At 49.4% G+C, this 17,144-nt stretch carries 16 protein-coding genes and 1 pseudogene; 5 read left to right on the top strand and 12 right to left on the bottom strand.

Annotated elements, in window-relative coordinates:
- Positions 1-11: 11 nt before the first annotated feature.
- The 3 genes from L6439_RS11695 to L6439_RS11685 form a co-directional block, all read right to left on the bottom strand.
- Positions 12-2,699 (bottom strand): ABC transporter permease, encoded by a 2,688-nt coding sequence (locus L6439_RS11695; RefSeq protein WP_213471503.1) that lies wholly within the window; start codon positions 2,697-2,699, stop codon positions 12-14.
- Positions 2,700-3,038: 339 nt separating this feature from the next.
- Positions 3,039-3,497 carry a GyrI-like domain-containing protein gene (locus L6439_RS11690; RefSeq protein WP_213471502.1) on the bottom strand — a complete coding sequence of 153 codons (459 nt, stop codon included), beginning with the start codon at positions 3,495-3,497 and terminating at the stop codon, positions 3,039-3,041.
- A gap of 337 nt (positions 3,498-3,834) precedes the next feature.
- The gene (locus L6439_RS11685) at positions 3,835-4,020 is read right to left on the bottom strand and encodes a helix-turn-helix domain-containing protein (protein WP_210429266.1); all 186 of its coding nucleotides are present in this window, start codon (positions 4,018-4,020) and stop codon (positions 3,835-3,837) included.
- Positions 4,021-4,202: 182 nt separating this feature from the next.
- On the opposite strand from L6439_RS11685, the pseudogene L6439_RS11680 reads away from it, so the two are divergent.
- A pseudogene (locus tag L6439_RS11680) lies at positions 4,203-4,429 on the top strand (hypothetical protein).
- A gap of 273 nt (positions 4,430-4,702) precedes the next feature.
- Here the strand turns inward: L6439_RS11680 and L6439_RS11675 are convergent.
- The 4 genes from L6439_RS11675 to L6439_RS11660 all read right to left on the bottom strand — a co-directional run bounded on the left by L6439_RS11675 (position 4,703) and on the right by L6439_RS11660 (position 9,735).
- Entirely contained in the window at positions 4,703-5,695 is a 993-nt protein-coding gene (locus tag L6439_RS11675; RefSeq protein WP_213471501.1) for a serine hydrolase domain-containing protein, read from the bottom strand.
- Positions 5,696-6,527: 832 nt separating this feature from the next.
- Positions 6,528-6,674, bottom strand: a complete 147-nt coding sequence (locus tag L6439_RS11670) for a hypothetical protein (protein WP_213471500.1) — start codon at positions 6,672-6,674, stop codon at positions 6,528-6,530.
- A 167-nt stretch (positions 6,675-6,841) separates the two neighbouring features.
- Positions 6,842-8,602 carry a dihydroxyacetone kinase subunit DhaK gene (gene dhaK, locus L6439_RS11665; protein ID WP_213471499.1) on the bottom strand — a complete coding sequence of 587 codons (1,761 nt, stop codon included), beginning with the start codon at positions 8,600-8,602 and terminating at the stop codon, positions 6,842-6,844.
- A 14-nt stretch (positions 8,603-8,616) separates the two neighbouring features.
- Positions 8,617-9,735 (bottom strand): glycerol dehydrogenase, encoded by a 1,119-nt coding sequence (locus L6439_RS11660; RefSeq protein WP_213471498.1) that lies wholly within the window; start codon positions 9,733-9,735, stop codon positions 8,617-8,619.
- Positions 9,736-9,935: 200 nt separating this feature from the next.
- Between L6439_RS11660 and L6439_RS11655 the strand changes: the two genes are divergently transcribed.
- A complete protein-coding gene (locus tag L6439_RS11655; RefSeq protein WP_213471497.1) occupies positions 9,936-10,952 on the top strand; it encodes a PocR ligand-binding domain-containing protein in 1,017 nt (338 codons plus the stop codon).
- Between the two features lie 38 nt (positions 10,953-10,990).
- Here L6439_RS11655 and L6439_RS11650 read toward each other — a convergent pair whose 3' ends face one another.
- Positions 10,991-11,893: a LysR family transcriptional regulator gene (locus L6439_RS11650; RefSeq protein WP_213471496.1), complete on the bottom strand. Its 903-nt coding sequence runs from the start codon at positions 11,891-11,893 to the stop codon at positions 10,991-10,993.
- A gap of 126 nt (positions 11,894-12,019) precedes the next feature.
- Here L6439_RS11650 and hutG point away from each other — a divergent pair, with 126 nt between their 5' ends.
- The gene (gene hutG / locus L6439_RS11645; RefSeq protein ID WP_168177952.1) at positions 12,020-13,015 is read left to right on the top strand and encodes a formimidoylglutamase; all 996 of its coding nucleotides are present in this window, start codon (positions 12,020-12,022) and stop codon (positions 13,013-13,015) included.
- Positions 12,999-14,186: a sodium/glutamate symporter gene (gene gltS / locus L6439_RS11640; RefSeq protein ID WP_213471495.1), complete on the top strand. Its 1,188-nt coding sequence runs from the start codon at positions 12,999-13,001 to the stop codon at positions 14,184-14,186. Before hutG ends, gltS begins: the two co-directional genes overlap by 17 nt.
- Before the next feature lie 101 nt (positions 14,187-14,287).
- Here the strand turns inward: gltS and L6439_RS11635 are convergent, their stop codons facing one another.
- Together L6439_RS11635 and L6439_RS11630 are read right to left on the bottom strand one after the other, a co-directional pair.
- A complete protein-coding gene (locus tag L6439_RS11635) occupies positions 14,288-14,938 on the bottom strand; it encodes an HXXEE domain-containing protein (RefSeq protein WP_213471494.1) in 651 nt (216 codons plus the stop codon).
- Complete coding sequence (locus L6439_RS11630; protein WP_168177955.1) at positions 14,935-15,549, bottom strand: TetR/AcrR family transcriptional regulator; 615 nt, start codon at positions 15,547-15,549, stop codon at positions 14,935-14,937. Before L6439_RS11630 ends, L6439_RS11635 begins: the two co-directional genes overlap by 4 nt.
- Before the next feature lie 345 nt (positions 15,550-15,894).
- Here L6439_RS11630 and L6439_RS11625 point away from each other — a divergent pair, with 345 nt between their 5' ends.
- Entirely contained in the window at positions 15,895-16,335 is a 441-nt protein-coding gene (locus tag L6439_RS11625; protein ID WP_213471493.1) for an Hsp20/alpha crystallin family protein, read from the top strand.
- A gap of 132 nt (positions 16,336-16,467) precedes the next feature.
- On the opposite strand, the gene L6439_RS11620 is transcribed toward L6439_RS11625, so the two are convergent.
- On the bottom strand, positions 16,468-16,629 hold the full coding sequence (locus L6439_RS11620) for a hypothetical protein (protein ID WP_213471492.1): 162 nt from the start codon (positions 16,627-16,629) through the stop codon (positions 16,468-16,470).
- Between the two features lie 43 nt (positions 16,630-16,672).
- On the bottom strand, positions 16,673-16,936 hold the full coding sequence (locus L6439_RS11615) for an amidohydrolase family protein (RefSeq protein WP_213471491.1): 264 nt from the start codon (positions 16,934-16,936) through the stop codon (positions 16,673-16,675).
- Positions 16,937-17,144: the final 208 nt, after the last annotated feature.

The raw sequence follows: 17,144 nt of genomic DNA, 5'->3' as shown, positions 1-17,144 counted from the left end.
CTCCTCCCATGTTACTCTGTCCGACTAATCTGTATACGTCTTAATCCGGCTGTGCTGAATCGGTTGAACAACCAGATGAATATCAGCAATCCGATGATGAGACCTGTCACTTTCAGATAAGGGAACGAAAACTCAATACCCATCCACGCCAAACGCATCAGCATCTCCGAACCGAGCCTTCCGACCACAATACCGCTAATCAGCCCAACGATCCCAATCAGGCAACCCTCTATGATAAAAACCTGTTTCAACGATTTTCGACTTACCCCCATCTGCCATAACATAACCATATGGGGAACCCGTTCCTGTACAGATCGAATCTGAATCACATACATGCCGAGCAAGGCCATAAGCATCATGAATGACATAATGTAAGAGAACAGCATGAATTCAGCTTTAACAATCATCGTAATGATTGCCTGGTCCTCACCTGGTGTACTCACCGTAACACCAGCTGTTTTTATAAAATGATATTTCAGTGTTTTTATGGAATCTAGCGCCGTCACATCGGTATCAGTCAACTGTAACAGCGCATAGCCTTTGGGCTCTCCAGGCCACTTATAAGCGCCGTTTGTGCTATATTTATTGTAGAGTTCGTCAGCCACGATAAATACGCTGCCCTTTTGGAAGCGGTTATCATCACCAATGGCGAACGTTCCCGCTACCGTGACCACTTCCTCACCAATCAGGTTCTTTTCTTTACCCCCACCTTTCAGTAAACGAAGCGGAATCTGGTCGCCTACTTGGTACGTGCCTTCCAATGTATCATCCACGAGAACGACAGACGCTTGATCGCTCAAGGCCTGAAATACTTCTGCATCGCTCTGAAATTGCGGCGCACGGGAAGTGAGCGGCAATTGGTAACCTTCCCCTAGCCACTTTCCCCACACAACTTGCGAATATGCCCATTTGTTACCATTCGTAGAAGGTGTTACTTCGGTAAGATCAAGTGCATTGTCGGGAGATGAGACGAATATTCTGTACGTATCCATGTAAGCAGCACCTTGAACGATTTCTTGCACTTCATTCATATTGACTGTCAGCTTATCTTTTTCCCGCTCATCGACATAAGACATATAGGCGTCGGTAGCCAAAAAAGAATCTCTCTTGTTTGCAGCGGCATAATCTTCAACATTGGAAGCGAAACTTATCATCACAATCAAACAGCAGGATAATACCGTAAACAACAAAACGATGCCAAAGGAACGACTAAACCGCATATGCGGGTACTGTGTGCCTAACGTAACAGCCAAACGATCCAACCATCGATGCGGCAAAACAGAGGATGCCCGTTTCATCCAAGGTACAATGAGAAACATCAAATAGGCAGTTGTTATAATTCCAACAAGCCAACTTATAATCGAACCGAATACTTTTGCACTAAGCCTATCGCCATCTGAAAGCCCCTCTGTGGCGAAATAATTGAAATAAATGAATGCCACTATGACAAGGAGACAAGCTAAGATTTTGAGCAGACGCCTCTGTGCCGGATTCACACGATTATCCTCCTTGCCCATTAGGTGCAGAATGGATGTGCGCTTAATGAAACGCCCGACAAAACAAGCGAGGAGTAAGAAAACGATAAACATGGTCAACGCAATCCAGCATGTTGCCGTCACATCCACGTAGGGTTGGATTGGATAGGCGTAAGCGGAATACCGTTCCAGTAATTGTTCGATATAAAATACATTCACAGACAGCAATCCGAAACCGAGTACATTCCCGAGAACAACTCCCGATGTGGTAATGACCGCACACAGTAACGTACACTCACTTAAGTAGATGACAAAGCAGTTACGGTTACTGAGTCCAAGCGATCGGAGCACGCCAAGATAATATTTGCGCCTTTCTTTCAGAATATTAAACAACTGCGCCAACAGCAGAATTCCCGCGAACAAAGACACAGCGACAAAAAACAAAAATGGAGGCGTGAAAATACTCTCCACCATCGACATATGAGATAGCGCTTCTTTTTTGATTGGTCTCTCAATGAGATCAGTAAAGAAGGAACTGCCTGGTAATGATGAATACATCTTGTCCGTCGCCAGTAAGATACTGTGTGCGCTTGCCTCTGGAACGCCGAATATCTGATGCGCAAGCCTATCCGAGAGAATAACGGTCCCTTGTGCCCGCACTGTTCCGCGAAAACCTGTTAATCCGCTTTCCTCTGCTACATCACGAATCGTTACAGGCACTTCTTGCCCAGCAAACGAGATTACCATTGTTTCACCGGCACCAAGTCCCAACCGCCGTGCTAGCGGAACCGATACAATCGCTTCTTCTGCTGACAGGGGATCCGTAGACCACAGCGGTTGCTTCGGTTCTAATTCTCGAGCATGTTGAAAATTAAACCCTAATGCGACGATGCTATCTTCCCTGGCTTCATTATTATCCCCGCTGTGCACGGAAACGACCCGAGACACATAGGGAAGACTGGTAATATTTCTGGTTTGAAGCTTCGTTTGAACATCTTTAATCTGAGCCTCGGTCAAATCAAGTCCGACACGCGAATAAATCTCTGTACCAATTACACCAAAGTGGTTTTCTTCCCATTGTGATTTGCTATGGGTAATAGAAGAAATGACAAAATAACAAGAAAAAATCAGAACGACACCGATAGACCCTATGCATACGGTGAGTAGCGTTTGCCGTATCTGAGCTATGAAATTTCTGGCTCCCATTTTCCAAAATATACCCATTGTAGCACCAACTCTCTCTTACGGGCGCTTATAACCTTCGTCCCCTTAATGCAGACACAAAGAGTAAATCTAAAGATGCTCTTACGTATTCCGTAGGAATGCTCGCACACAGACATCAGGAGCGATCCTGATAATAGACCATCCCGCAACATGGATTAATCATTCACATGTGCATTCAATCTGGGAATAAGCGTACACGTCATCAGTAGCGCCATCCGAATAACGAACACAATGAATCTCCTCTTTAAATAATTTTATTTCAGTTGCAATGTCTATCATGGGTTTTGCACTTAACCCCCTTGTAGGTTGTTAACGCATTCTGTGAACAACTCTCATAATTTACTTAATTGTGTCGTACAAGTCTACTTCAATAATCTTTTTTTCCTTATGTCCCCATTCATCTGAAATCTCCAAATGCCAGGATCTTTGCAATCTTTCAAGTTTATTTTCTTCAATCCAATTATGTAGTTTTTCATATGTGCTTCTTATTTCATAATTAGGTCCCTTGTGTCTTATAACTGCATATCTTTGTTTAGGGATTACAACGGAAACCATGCCCTCCGGAACCAGACTAATATTATTTACCTCAACACATACCCAGTAACCATCCTCCTCTTCCGAGTAATCCCCGACGATAAATGCACCAATAAGTCTTACTGGGTTTACAACGTCATTAATCTCATTCAGCCTCTCTTTAAGTACAAAAGAAGCCTTTGGGATTTCATTGACATACTGGTCACCAGGACATACCACTCTTAATCCAACTAACTTCATTTCCTTAAGTTCGATCACTCTCACAGGACTCACTCCCTCTTTAGTTGGTTTTATTTGTAATTAATACTTTCCTATAACATTCTTGTAATTACGAATCCGTGTGGAATAAAAGAGCACCGGCAACTAGGTAAGTGCTTATATGATTTCAGAATTCTTCAGCTCTAATGATCAATTTCAGCTAACGTTACCGCATATACGACGCGACCCGGCCTTAGATAACTCTTATCTTAGGTCGGGTCGTATGCTGTCTGAATATTCTTCTTTGTTTATACATCTGACAAACAAGGGGCGAATGTGCCACAACGTAGATCATTGTACGGCGGGGTCCTTCTGGGAATATTCCCTCATCGTTTAGTAGTCTTTAATTATCAGGCGTGTATTCAATTAAATCTGATAGTTTGCACCCAAATGTATCGCACAGTTTAAATAATGTTTCTAATTTTGTCGTCTCAATATTTATTTCTTTATACAGTTTGTTAATCGAATTTCTACTCAGTCCAGATCTCGTCATTAACTCTGTTATATCATCTATTCGGTGCTCAGCCATTAAAACTCTGATATTACACTTTATCAAGCAGTTTCCCTCCCATGCTCAATATATTATCTTTCAAAATCATTCTTTTCAATAAAAAGTTATCATTTCACCTTATAAGGTTAATAATTCTCTTTACAATTAACTCCGAGGAGGTATATAATAACCTTACAGAGTTAAAGAGAGGAGGTAAGTCATTGCCTGAATCCTTCGAAGTCTTAGCTGAACCTTTAATTCGCAATCATATAGAAACGCTATATTCAAAATCAGACCTTGAACAACTTCTTCTGAATGTCAGAAGTATCTAAAACTAATTCGAGATTCTCTTCCAGATAACCTTCAACACACCCTACTTCTCTATGAAGACGTCCAAATTTCATTACAAACCGTTTTGGAAAGTAAAATATATTTACAAGGATTTTAAGATCCCTTATATCTTTTTAATGAATTACATATTCAAATGAATTAAGGGCCTTGCGGCCCTTATCTTTTTTATATTCTGACTCGGTCGTATAACATTCTTGTATCTACGATCCCGAGAGGCTTAAAGAAGCGCCAGCGACGGGTCCGACTGACTTAGCCTCGCAGGGTTGTTCGCTGAACCTTCTTCTCTGCCTGCCTCATCTTGCGTACCAAGGGCGAAGCTCGCAGCGTAGATACGGTGTTATACGATGTCCCCGCCCTCTTCGAATTATCCCTATGGATTATTTAATAGTACTGGTTTCATCTTATAGAGCAATTGATGTGAATCGACCTTTTCGTAATTCCATAACATAATAATTCGTAAATCATTTGCAGGATAGTACCAGATTTCAGACCGAAATCCCGGGGTACCTCCTCCAATTAATCGAAAGTCAGCTCCTATGAACCATCCATACCCATAACTTAGATGAGGATCAAAGGTCGTAACATAATATGGTATAAACATCTTATCCATTGTTTCCTGCTGAAGTAGCTCCCCTTTAAAAAGAGCCTCACACCACTTATCCAAATCATGAACTGTTGAAAACAGCTCTCCTGGTGCCTCAATATCGGTTAATTTATCATTGTCGGCATAAGTTATTTTGTCGTTTTCCAAAGTGTGTCCGTATGCTCGTCCAGGATTTATCTTCCGCGGATTATCAAAACCGGTAGAACTCATATTTAACGGTGAAAAGAACCACGTATCAAATAGTTGCTCATACTTCATCCCTGTCAGAGCTTCTAATATATATCCTAGAATGATGAATCCAGTACTACTGTATCCCCACTTTTCACCCGGAGTAAAATCCTGATTGAGGTGAATTAAATAATCTACAAAATCTTGTTTTTCTACTATTAATCTAGTCATCTCAAAACGCAAATTTGGCACAGCATAGATATCATGCAATCCAGACGAATGACTCAATAAATGATGAATTTTAATTTTAGGGTGAAGTACCTTGAAGTTTTCAACATATTTACCAGGATGATCATCAAGATTAAGCAGTCTTTGTTCATAGAGTTTTAGGGTTGCAGCGGCAATAAACATCTTCGTCACGGATGCAATATGAAATTTCGTACCCAATTTATTAGGAACACCTAGTTGAATACTTGCTTCACCGAATGATCTGCTAAATTGTTCTCTTCCACCTCTTGAAATCAATATATTGCCAGATAAATAGTTTTCCTTATTGTAGTTTTCAAATATATTTTCTAATTTTTCAAACACAAACTTCACCTCTTCTTTTTCTTGGTTTTTAGGTCTTTGCGGGGATTTCTTATCACGTTCTTTTATTTTACGACCTTAGAGGCTTACTGTTCGGTCACCTGCGGCGTGTAAGACTTGATGCAATACAGATTCCAGCAGCTTGACTACTTCCCGCATCCTTACTATCTCCAATGAATAATTGATGAAAATATTCGATCTATGTTAATCTGATATTGAGCCATGTTTGTTGTGTCAGCACCTACATTCTACATGAGGGGTTGAACATCGCTCTCTTCATTTATTGGAAGAAGCTATTGTACACAATTATACAGACTCAACCTGTTCTGATGACCAAGCATCTCCTGAATGTACTGCAAATCCGTACCGCTTCCAGCAAAGCGTTGCAAAAGAGTGACGTAGCGAATCGACGGCTACAAACTTTTGTCCAAGTCAGCATCATATTCGAATCGTTACGCCAAATCCCCCTTCACCGAACTTTTCCAAATTCATCCTCACAACGCCCCCCCTCCCTAAGTATACCTACAGAGTGTAATATTGGAAATATCATCGTACATAGAAAAAGAGACACCTCCTCCGCCTATAGGCAGATCGAAGTGTCTCCGATGCTCTCAGTTAACAATATATATGAACACTAGCTTTAATGGAGATTTTCGTGCGTTTTGCTAGAAATCATTTAGACTAACTCATCCCGTCATCTATAACATCCGTTTTGTTCGCAGCACTTTCAAAGAAATAAATCGTAAATTTGTGTAAAAGACACTTGTTGATGCGACTTGATCCCTCGAAAGTTCAGAAATTGCTGCACTGCTGCAGGATTCTCCGATACAACTAGCTACCCCGAAATTGAGTCCTGCAAATCTGCAGGATTTTTCCCAACTTCGGCCCCGAACGTGGCAAAAAAGGTCAAAAAGCTGCGCTGGTGCAGCTTTTTGACCAAATCGGCCTCCCAAAGGAGGAAAATGCTGTAGTTTTGCAGCATTTGATCCCCGCCCGAACGGAGCACGCAAGCCTCCCGCTAGCCCGGAAGCCCGGCCCGGCAGTCCTTAAGCCCAGCAGCGCTCCACCTGTGCACCTGCCAATGGCACCTGCCGAGCCCCTGCACCTGAACCTGCCCCTACCTGCCCCTGCACCTGCAGGGGCCAGGGGCTACTCCATCACCCGCGCCAGCTCGGTGAATATCACGCCGAGCGCATAGGCGCCGGCGTCGGGGTAGCCGAGGCTGCGCTCGCCAACCGTGCCGGCGCGGCCCATGCGGGCGACGATCGTCTCCGTATGCTTCGCGCCCTGGACGGCGGCTTCCGCCGCGGCCGCCGCTGCGGTCTTCACATCGTCGCCCGCTGCGGCGCTCCGCTCCCAGGCGTCCGCGAACGGCGCCAACGCGTCGATCAACGTCTTGTCGCCGACAACCGCGCCGCGGCCGAAGGAGCGTTCGCCGGTGTCCTGAATCCCTTTGACCACCGCCTGCATCATCTCCGCGAATTCCACCACCGTCAATTCGGTGCGATCCCCGGCATATTTCCCGGCCGCCCGGAACGCCGAGCCCCAGATCGGCCCGGAAGCGCCGCCGCAATGCTCCATTATCACCAAGGAGCAAGCATGGAAGAACTCGCCGATATTCCCGGCGTGATGTGCCAGAATCTCATGCCATTCGCGCTTCAATTGCTTGAAGCCTTTGGCGACGCTCATGCCGAAGTCGCCGTCGCCGGCATGCGAATCGAGCTCGCAGAAGGCCACTTCATTCTCGATAATAATCTCGCTCAACTTGTCGGTCAGATAGATCAAGTTGTTCAGCGAGAACACATTCCCCTCAATCTTCGCATAAGCTGGCTCCGTCTCGCAGCGATAGGACACCGCTTGCTTCTCCGCCGTTTCCACAGCCTCCTCCTCGACAGAGAGCGGCGCAAACGGCCCGCTGACCTGCAGTGCCGGCGTATCACAGTCCGCCTCCAAAAACGGCTTCAACTGCTCATCCAGCCGCATCACAGACACAGAAGCGCCCGCCATATCGATGCTTGTCATATAGTTGCCGACGAAGACCTTAACAATGGACACCTTACGGCTGCGAATTTCCCGCACGACCGCGTTCGCCAGCAGATACAACTCCTGCAGCGGCGAGCCGCCGAATCCGTTCACCAGCACCGCAAGTTCCTCACCCGAACCATCCTCCAGCTTCATATCGCGGAACAGATCCGCCACCATCTTCTTCGCCAGCTCATCCGCCGACTGCAGCTTCTCCCTGCGGATGCCGGGCTCGCCGTGAATGCCGACGCCGTACTCGATCTCATCCTCACCCAGCGAGAAGGTCGGCGTCCCTTTGGCCGGGACAGTGCAGGAAGTGAGCGCGAAGCCGATGCTTCTCGTGCGATCGATCGCGTGCTGGGCGACAGCCTTCACGTCCGCCAATTCCAGGCCCGCCTCGGCGGCGGCGCCGGCGATCTTGTGCACGAGCACCGTTCCGGCCACGCCGCGGCGGCCGACCGTATACAGACTGTCCTCCACCGCGATGTCGTCGTCCACTTTCACATAATCGACCTTGATGCCGTCTTCCTCCGCGAGATGGGCCGCATTTTTGAAGTTCATCATGTCGCCGCTGTAATTTTTGATGATGAGCAGCGTGCCCTTTGTGCTGGCGGATGCCTTGATCGCTTGATAGACCTGAATCTGGGACGGGGAGGCGAACACGTCGCCGCACACCGCCACATCGAGCATCCCCTGCCCGACGAAGCCGGCATGCGCCGGCTCATGGCCGCTTCCCCCGCCGCTGATCAAGGTGACCTTGTCCGCGTTCAGCTCTTTCTTCTTCACGATCTTATACTTACTGATGAATTCCAGCTCCGGATGAGCAAGCACCAGGCCGCGGCACATGTCCCGGACAAGTGTCTCCGGTTGATTGATAATCTTCTTCACGATTATTCACCCTTTTACTTAAATTGCTGGCCAATCTGATCCGCGACGCGAATCGCTGCCACCACCATCTCTTCATTAACCGGGAACGGCATCGAATGAATCGACTCTTCCGCGATGCAGGCTTTGGCCGCCACGTTCCGCAGCTCTTCATCCGTTACGCTTGTCACCCCGATATCGGCGAGACAGACCGGCAGGCCCACGCTGACGCAGAATTGCAGCACCTCATTGATTTCCGCCGTGCTCGCATTTTCCAGAACCAATTGCACCAGCGTCGTAAAGGCCACTTTCTCCCCATGATAATAATGATGGGTTCCCTCAAGCGCCGTCAAGCCATTGTGAATCGCATGGGCCGCCGCGAGACCGCCGCTTTCGAAGCCCAGGCCGGACAACAGAATATTCGTTTCCACAATATTTTCAAGGGCTGGCGTCACCAGATTCGCATCGCACGCCGCTTTGGCCTTGGCGCCATCCTCCAGCAACGTCTCATAGCACAGCTTGGCCAGCGCCAGCGCGGCACGGGTGCCGACTGCCGGAACTACCCCCTCCTGCTCGCCGCACGGCAGACCTGCATTGACTCGCGAATAGGAACTCGCCGTTGCTCTCGCTTCGAAGTAAGTAGAGAGCGCATCCCCCATCCCGGCGACCAGGAAGCGCGTCGGCGCATTCGCGATCACCGTCGTGTCGATCATGACGACCGTCGGGCTTTGCTTGAAATACGCATAATCGTCGAACTCGCCCTCCGGCGTATACAGCACGGCCGAATGGCTGGTCGGCGCATCCGTCGCCGCGATCGTCGGCACGATAATGAGCGCGTCGCCCTCCGCGACACATTTGGAGGTATCGATCGCCTTGCCTCCGCCCAGCCCGATCGTGCAGGCGCAGTTATGCTCCGCCGCAAGCTGCTTCAGCCGCTGAACTTCCTGCCGGGAGCACTCCCCGTTGAAACCGCTCTCAACTAGCGTCACTCCATAAGTCTTCATCGTATGCTCAAGCTTCGGCTTAACCCGCTCCACATCATCGGCATGGGCAATCAGCAGAGCCGATTCTCCGAAGGTTTTGATAAAATACCCCAGATTCAACAGCTCATTTTCACCTTGAACATATTTGGCGGGACTGATAAACGCTCTTCTCATATTCGTACTCCTCCTCTGCGAGATTGGTATCTCCATTATAGTGGCGGCCCGGGACAAGATCATGGTATGCTTCCTGCAAAATAAAGCGCTATCTTATCGTATTTTCTTATCCTATATTTTGAAAATGGTAATATCTTGTCCTGTGATCCGATTATTATGTGCTATAATAGGGAGGAGCGTACGGAAGGAGAATGAGTGATATGACCTCGCGTTTTAATCTGGACAGCATCATCGATATGGAAAAATGGCAGACGCTGCAGGACTCGCTCTCTCTCGTTACGAAAATGGCCGTCATCACGACCGATTATAAAGGCGTGCCGGTCACGAAGCACAGCCACTGCCAGAGCTTCTGCCAGGCGATACGCCAGGACGAGGCCTTGTCGCCCTACTGTCAAAAATGCGACGCCCGGGGCGGCCTGGAAGCGGTGCGGCTGAACAAGCCTTATATCTATCTCTGCCACTTCAATATTGTCGATATCGCAATCCCGATTATCGTGCATAATCAATATATGGGCGCGATTATGGCCGGACAGGTCAAGCTGCGCGACAACCCGATGGAACTGGAGCAGATCGTGAGGCGTCCCTCCAATGCCGTCGCCAACGCCAAGTTCCGCAGCCTGGAGCACGAATACGAATCGCTCCCGGTCCTGTCGTATGACGAAGTGGTAACGATCTCGGAAATGCTGTACCATCTGTGCAATTATATCGTAGAGGAAGCGATTCATAAAAACGCGACCATCGATATGTACCGCCAAGCCTTAACCGGCGCGAACCCGGTCCTCGATTCATTCGCCGATCAGGCGTTCCGCAATATTCAGACGATGAAGAGCGAATTGGAAAACACGCTGATCGACAGCCATATCAGCAGCATGACCAAGCAGAGAACGGCATCGTCCAACCCGATTCTGCAGCCGGCATTCGATTATATTTATACGCATAAAAGCGAAAACGTGAAGCTGGCCGCTATGGCGGCTCTGTGCCATGTCAGTCCGAGCTATTTCAGCCGCATTTTTACAAAGGAAACGGGAGAGAACTTCTCCGCGTTCATCCCCCGCCTGAAGATGGAATGGGCGAAGCAGTTGCTGGAGACGACGGATCGGTCCGTCTCGCAGATCAGCAACGATCTCGGCTTCAGCGAACCGAGCTACTTCATTAAAACGTTCAAAAAATTCGAGCGCATCACGCCGGCCCGCTACCGCCAAATTTATCAGCGCTAGATATCCGCTCCATCGCAAGCGCCGCAAGCCAACGTCCGTCAGACGCTGGCTTTTGTGTCTGCCGCGAAGCTCCGTTGAACGTCTTCCAGGAAGCTTTGGACCGCGGGAGCCAAATACCTGTTTTTCATATACGTCAAATACACCGTCCGTTCCAGCGCTGGCGAATCCATCGTTTTCCGGACAATCGAATCATCCTTCGGTTCCACTAAATAATTTTCAGGGATGATCGCCACGCCCAGATTTTCCCGGACTAAGGTCAATGCGGTCTCAAACCGTTCAATTTCAAATTGGATGTTCGGGGATGTGTGTTCAAGCGCAAAGGCTTCCAAAATATCCTCCCTTGTCTGGAACCCCTCCATGCTAATAATGAAAGGCTCCTCAGCCAGCTCGGTAAAAGCGATGGACTCCTTCGCGGACAAGGGGTGATCCCGATGCAGCACAAGCACCAACTTCTCCTTATATAATGGAAGCGATTCGATGTCCTCCTCCTCAATGCACTGATTGGTAATGATAAGATGGGTATGATATTTCCGCAAGGAATCGATGACCGCCTTCCGGCTCAACACCTCGATCAGCTTGATCCGCATCGAAGGATACCGGCCTTGATATTCGCGGATCACCTTCGGAACCCAATGCCTCACCGACTCGATCATGCCAATGATCAGCTCCCCGCTCCCGGTCAGCCTTACTTCCTGCATCTCCTTTTTTAAAATGTTCATATGGGACAGAAGCTGAAGCGATTTGGCATACAGCACTTTGCCGGCGTCCGTCAGCTCAATTTTGCGGGTGCTGCGTTCCAGCAAGGGCGAGCCGACCTCCTGCTCCAGATTTTTAATGGCGTTGCTTAGCGAAGGCTGGGAAATATGCAGCTTTTGCGCAGCCTTGGAGTAGCTCAACTGATCGGCAACCGTCACGAAATAATATAACTGCTTGATGTCCAACCTTATCTTCCTTTCTAATTTATAGCTACAAGCTATTAATTTATCAATATTATATATTTTAAATTATAAGAATGTCATCTTATAATGTAACAAACAACTGAATACAGGTCAGTACTCTGAGAGAGGATGGGAACATTGCAAAACAAGGTTGGATCTGATGTATGGACCGGACGGACGGATCATACTGAGAGAAGAAGCAGCTTTCGCTACCATCAAATCGTGGAACCGATCGAACTGGATACATGGCAGACCGAGTCGGCAACCCAGGCCAAGACCTGCGCCATCATCGGGTTTGAATGCGAGGAAGGGGTGCGGCGGAATCAGGGCCGAGTGGGCGCAGCCCAAGCTCCGAATGCGATTAGGCGAGCGCTCGCAAGCATCCCCTGGAGAGCGAAGGAAGGCCACCGCCTTGTCGATGCGGGCAATATAAGCTGCATCGGCGAACGGCTGGAAGAAGCCCAGGAAGCATTGGGCCGGGCGGTCTCCCGCATCCTGTCCGCAGCGGCGGCTCCCATTATATTAGGCGGAGGCCATGAGACCTTGTATGGGCATTATTTAGGGGTCCGCCAATATATCGGCGCAGACGCTTCGCTGGGCATCATCAACATTGACGCCCATTTCGATTTGCGCGCCTACGACCGGCAGCCATCCTCGGGAACGATGTTCCGGCAAATATTGGAGCAGGACAAGAGCAGCCATTATTTTGTGCTCGGCATTCAGCGCTTCGGCAATACGCAGGAGCTGTTCGACAAGGCGGACGAGCTTGGCGCGGGCTATATTTTGGAGGAAGAGATGCAGGAAGGATTGATGGATGAGATTACATCCGCCGTGCACGAATTTATCGACCAGCATGATTATGTGATGCTTACCCTGTGCACCGATGTGATCAATGCGGCATTCGCGCCGGGAGTCAGCGCTCCGTCCCCATTCGGGTTGAATCCGATGATTGTCCGCAGCCTTATCCGTACGGCAGCATCACACTCGAAAGCGCTTTCTTTTGATATTTGCGAAGTGAATCCAGCCGTAGACGAACAGGGAAGAACCGTGAAGCTAGGTGCTTACTTGACGAATGAAGCCATTATGGCCATTTTAGGGAGGGACAACGATGACACTGGCACTTAATCAAGTGAACACGATATTTTTGGCCGTCGCGCTGCTCGTACTCGGGACATTCCTTGTCAAAAAGACAGGCGTGCTGCAACGATTTTGTATTCCGGCCCCCGTGGTCGGCGGTCTGCTGTTCGCCATTATCGCCACGATTCTGAAGACGACGGGCCTGTTAGCCATTACATTGGACACCTCTCTCCAAAGTCTGTTCATGCTGACGTTCTTCACTACGGTAGGCTTGGGCGCCAGCTTCCAGCTTATCAAACTGGGCGGCAAGCTGCTCGTCATCTATTGGCTAGCTTGCGGCTTCCTCGCTCTGGCGCAAAACGTCATCGGCGTCTCCCTCGCCTCGCTGTTCGGCATCCATCCCCTGATCGGGATGATGGCCGGAGCCGTGTCCATGGAAGGCGGACATGGAGCCGCAACCGCTTTTGGACAAACCATCGAAGAGATGGGCATCCCTTCCGCGCTGTCCATCGGGATTGCGGCTGCCACGTTCGGTCTGATCGCCGGCGGATTGGTCGGCGGCCCGACCGTAAAGTATCTGCTGGGCAAATACAATCTGAAACCTGCCGAAGCGGCTGAAGAGGCTGCTGACGTGAGAGAAAACACGCAGCCAATCACGACCCATACCTTCTTCATTCAAGTTTTGCTCATCACCTTCTGCATGGCGTTGGGGACCTATTTGGGAGATCTGTTCTCGTCGGCAACCGGCTTCGTCCTGCCCGGCTATGTCGGAGCCATGTTCGTCGCCGTCATCGTCCGCAACTTCGTGGATAAATTCAAGCCCCAGGCCATCGACATGAAAAGCATCAACCTGATTAGCGACGTCACGCTTGGCATCTTCCTGTCCATGGCGCTCATGAGCATCAAGCTGTGGGAGGTCGCGGATCTGGCGCTTCCAATCCTCGTTATCGTGCTGGTCCAGGTCATATTTATCGTCCTGTTCGGTATTTTCATTTTATTCCGCCTGCTGGGCAAAAACTATGACGCCGCCGTAATGGTCGCAGGCTTCACGGGCCACGGCCTGGGCGCCACGCCCAATGCGATGGCCAATATGGCCGCGGTCACGGAACGCTTCGGCCCCTCCCGCCAAGCTTACCTGATCGTTCCGATTGTCGGGGCCTTTCTGATTGATGTGTTCGCTATGCCAATTATTATTACGACGCTAAATTTATTTAAGTAAAGAGTCTATCAGGCATCAATTCCGCTTCCTTATGAAATGAATCGGCTGAAGCAGATGAACCTTGTCATGCAGGCATCCGCCGCGAATCACCTCGAGCCCCGTCACTGCGCTGCGTTTTTCGTGTTTGCGGACAAGTTGTAAGGGCCTAGCTGCTTCGGAGTAAACGCATACGGCGAGTGTTCGTCCTTCAGCCACTTATTCCCCTTAATGATGAAAATATAAACGGCGATCACAAAATAAACCGTGCCCAGAATCCAATCCCGCGCGCTTGCAAAGTTGTGAGTCACGAGATGATAGATATACCAGCCGCCTATCGGAAAATGAAACAGGAGGACGGCGCCCAAGCCGGGATTGTAGATCGTTTTGGCTTTGATGTTGGCAAAGATGCCATGCCATATAAATTGGAAAAAGTCCATGAAGACAGGGGCAAGACCGAGCCAGATGAGATGCGGCACAAAGACGGGAAGTAGATAAAACAGATAAGCGATGCCGAGGTTGATGATCATGGCGGATTGGGTATTCAGCGGGAAGCGCTCCGGATGCTCGCTTCGAAAAATGACGCCGTTAAACAGCCCTCCGAAATAACCCGGCCACCGATATTCTTCGAATTGATGCACTACTATCGCCACAAAGCTGAGCCACAAAATGATCTCGATTTCCGGCATGCGCGCTCCATTGGCCACCAAACCGATGCATACGAAGAAAACGACGATGACCCCCAAATCCTGCCAATGATCTCTTAAAAATTTCATTTTCCCCGCTCCTTTTCTTCTCCATGTTCTGGAAAATAGCGTTCAAACAAAAAATCGATCTGCCGGTCGATAGGAGCTTGCTTGACTCCGGCCCCGGATTCAAGCAGCGGCTTCATTAAGGCGGGGAGAAAAATGGCGCCGAAAACTTGCGTAATCATCATCATTAACGAGTCCGGCCGTTCCTCCCCCGTCATCTCGATCAACATCTTTTGCAGCTTGTGAAATCCGGTAGCCCGCAAAAATTCCCCATATTCATGCTGGGACGCGAACATCGCCGATCCTGCGGCTATCGTATGAAGCACCAGCTCCGGATATTGCTGAATGACCTGAACGTAGCGGGCCAAAAATAATTTCAAACGCTCCTTCGGCGGCGCAGACACGTCATCCAGCACATCGAACGTATCGCGGAAGCCGACCAGCAAGCCCTTGATTGCTTCGTTGATCAGCCTATCCTTGGAACCAAAATAGTAATTGACAAGCGCGACGTTCGTACCGGAACGGGACGCGATCTTGCGTATCGTCACGCTGTCGAATCCTTCCTGCTTGATAACGTCCAACGTCGTCTGCAAAATCTTCTCTTTCGTATCATTGCTCTGGTCTGGCGGTGTCATCGAAACCCCTCCCTATTCCGAATGGATGTAAGATCGTTCTCCTTCCCCAGGCCGCATTAAAATGAAGCAACACATGAAGCAAAACACCATCTTAAACATTGTTTAAATCATTGTTTAACGAAAGTGCAGCACCTTTTCCAGATCAAAGCAAGCGATTCGGCATAATAAAAAAACCTCCTGCCCACCTGGAGCTGAAGGTTGTAATGGTTAACTTTGCGGAATTTCACGATTTCCGCCAAGGCCACGCCCGTCCAGATCGCAGAGCGGAGCAAGCCAGGCATGAATAATTCCGTTTCCTTTGGTGACAGTAAGATTGAATCTGACATGAAATGGAGGCTGCGCCATATGCCATTAGTGCCCTACGAGCCGTTCCGCCATCTGGAGACGATGCGGCGGGAACTGGACCGGTTCTTCGACCATGATTTTGCTCCCTTCAAGGCTGGAGCGTCATTTCTCGGGCATCTTAACGTCGATGTCTATGAGACGGAGCAGGAAGTGGTCGCCACATGCGACATTCCGGGCCTGGAGAAAAAAGAAGATGTACATATCAATGTCGATCAAAACATGCTGACGATTAGCGGCTCGATCCAACGCGTGAATGAAGTAAAGGAAGAGCATATGCACCGGCAGGAACGGTTCTCGGGACGTTTCCACCGTTCTATCGCCCTGCCGGCGCAAGTGTCTCCCGACAACGTGACAGCTACGTACAAGAACGGCGTGCTGGAGGTTCGGATGCAGAAAATGCGGGGAGACAACAAGAAGCGAATCGACGTCCAATTCCATTAACCGCTGCACCAAAACCTCCCGTCCAACAACCCCGTGGACGCGGAGGTTTTGCCGTGAAGCTTCCGGCTCTGCCGCCTCCGTCTGCGCTTTGTCCGCGCTTTATCCACGTTTCATCCGCATTTTATCGGCGTTTTACCCTCGTTTTGCCCACACTTTATCCGCGTTTTGCCCCCGACTTTTCCACCTCTCCATCTCGCCTTTTTCGGCTTTGTCTATACTTTTTTTCGGCTTTGTCATGCTTTTTTTCGGCTTCGTCATGCCTTTGCCTGTGTCTTTGCCTGGCTTTTTTTGCATCCTTGCTCCGCCTATTTCGGAGCCTTTGCCTCCCTCTACTGTTTCAACCGTTTGCCGTCCACATAGACTCGCTCGATCGCGGATCCGTCCTCCAGCACCTTGATATCCTCGAGTGGATTGCGGGATACAACCAGAGATCCGCCTTCTTGCCGGCCTCGATCGTGCCCGTCGAATCCTGGATCGCAAGCGCGACGGGCGATGTGCTCGTGGCGGCGACTATCGCTTCCATCGGACTCAGGCCAATGTCGCTTACGAGCAGGCCTAACTCCATCGCATAGAGCCCATGATCGATCGGAGCCCCCCCCATCAGGTCCGCCCCATTTAACCGGATTAATCTCTCCCGGCGAAGAGCGAAATGCACAATCTCCCCTTTCTGGCTACGGATGCGGCCTGAGCCGGTATGGCTCTACGCCCATCCTCACGACCGTACGGGGTAATTGCTCCTCCCACCTTTGAAAATGCTGCAAAATTACAGTATTCTCCTAGACCACGTTATTCGGAAAATAGAATCCTGC

Source organism: Paenibacillus dendritiformis (genome assembly GCF_021654795.1).
Taxonomy (GTDB): domain Bacteria; phylum Bacillota; class Bacilli; order Paenibacillales; family Paenibacillaceae; genus Paenibacillus_B.
This window is presented reverse-complemented; position numbering and strand designations above follow the sequence as displayed.